The sequence below is a fragment of the Roseateles sp. genome, assembly GCF_049240545.1.
GTDB lineage: Bacteria > Pseudomonadota > Gammaproteobacteria > Burkholderiales > Burkholderiaceae_C > Paucibacter_A.
Map to the genome: position 1 here is coordinate 1 of NZ_JBMLSK010000174.1, position 1220 is coordinate 1220.

The 1220-nt window shown below is 62.4% G+C and carries 2 protein-coding genes; both read left to right on the forward strand.

Going from position 1 to position 1220, the window contains the following annotated elements; translation table 11 throughout:
* The first annotated feature begins 115 nt into the window (after positions 1 to 115).
* Entirely contained in the window at positions 116 to 640 is a 525-nt protein-coding gene (locus tag ACOVRJ_RS11745; RefSeq protein ID WP_422044036.1) for a helix-turn-helix domain-containing protein, read from the forward strand.
* Complete coding sequence (locus ACOVRJ_RS11750) at positions 618 to 1154, forward strand: IS630 family transposase (protein ID WP_422044037.1); 537 nt, start codon at positions 618 to 620, stop codon at positions 1152 to 1154. Before ACOVRJ_RS11745 ends, ACOVRJ_RS11750 begins: the two co-directional genes overlap by 23 nt.
* Positions 1155 to 1220: the final 66 nt, after the last annotated feature.

Here is a 1220-nt window from a genome sequence, read left to right on the forward strand (position 1 = left end):
CGTTGCCGCTGTCGCGCCCACCGTCGGACCGCATCAGCACAGACCGCAACGCCTAAACACGACGACATAAGTAACGCAGTATCATGATTGCCGCCATCTACTTCGTGGAGCGGCCATGCGCAAGCTGGAGATTCAGGACGCTGTGGTGATGCAACTGGCTATCCGAGAGGAGATCAACCGCAGTGAAGAGGCGCGGTACGACCATCGGCTTCATGGCTTGCTGCTGGTCAGCAGCGGCCGGTCTTGCAATGAGGTCGGCACGCTTTTCGGCGAAGCGGCGACCACGGTCCAGCGGTGGGTTCGCCGCTTCGAAGAGTCCGGGTTTGCTGGGCTGCGTGAGGGCGAGCGCACGGGCAGGCCTCGATCGCTTGACGAGCGAAGCTGGCGGCGCATCGAAACCGATCTTCGCAAGTCGCCGGAGGCGTTCGGGTTGCAGGCCAACCTCTGGGATGGACCAGTCCTCTCTGAGCACTTGCAGCGCAACTACGGGATCACCTTGGGCGTGAGGCAATGCCAGCGCATGTTCAGGCAAATGGGGTTCCGGCTGCGCAAGCCGCGCCCCCAGGTCGCGCAATCGGACCCATTGGCGGTCTCGGCTGCAAAAAAAACTGCGGCGACTGGCAAGGCGCGCCGACGTTGATCTATGGAGCGCAGACGAGTGCCACTTCCAACAGCACGGGTCGCGCTGCCGCATGTGGGTCGCACCAGAGAACCACGACCCGGTCGTCATGCATGCACCGACAAGGAAGTCGGTCGCCTGCTTCGGTGCAGTCAACCTGAGCACCGGCCGCTTGGTCACCTCGTTCCGCCCAGTCTTCAACGGCGAAACGTTCGAAGCCTTCGTGCGCCAACTGCTGCGGCATCGGCGGCATGGCAAGCGCATGGTCGTCGTTCTGGACAACGCGGCGTACCACCACGCACGAGTGCTCAAGCCACTGCTCCACAAGCATCGTCGCCACTTGAGCCTGTTCTTTCTGCCGCCGTACAGCCCGCAGCTCTCGACGATCGAGCGAGTGTGGAAGCTCACCAGGCGGCTCGCTACACACAACCGCTACTTCCAGACCCTGCCAGCCGTCCTCGACGCAGTAACCGCCTGCTTCCGCCGCTGGCAGCAGCCGAACGAGACGTTGCGCAGGCTATGCTGCATCATTTAAGACGCTGTGTTTAGTTGCGCTAGGACTCGTTCTGTTGGGACATTTCACTAGCGACCCTCGTGTCGC

Bases quoted from the DNA above. Each gene is read 5' to 3' on its own strand.
- ACOVRJ_RS11745 (WP_422044036.1), top strand. From the start codon at position 116: ATGCGCAAGCTGGAGATTCAGGACGCTGTGGTGATGCAACTGGCTATC.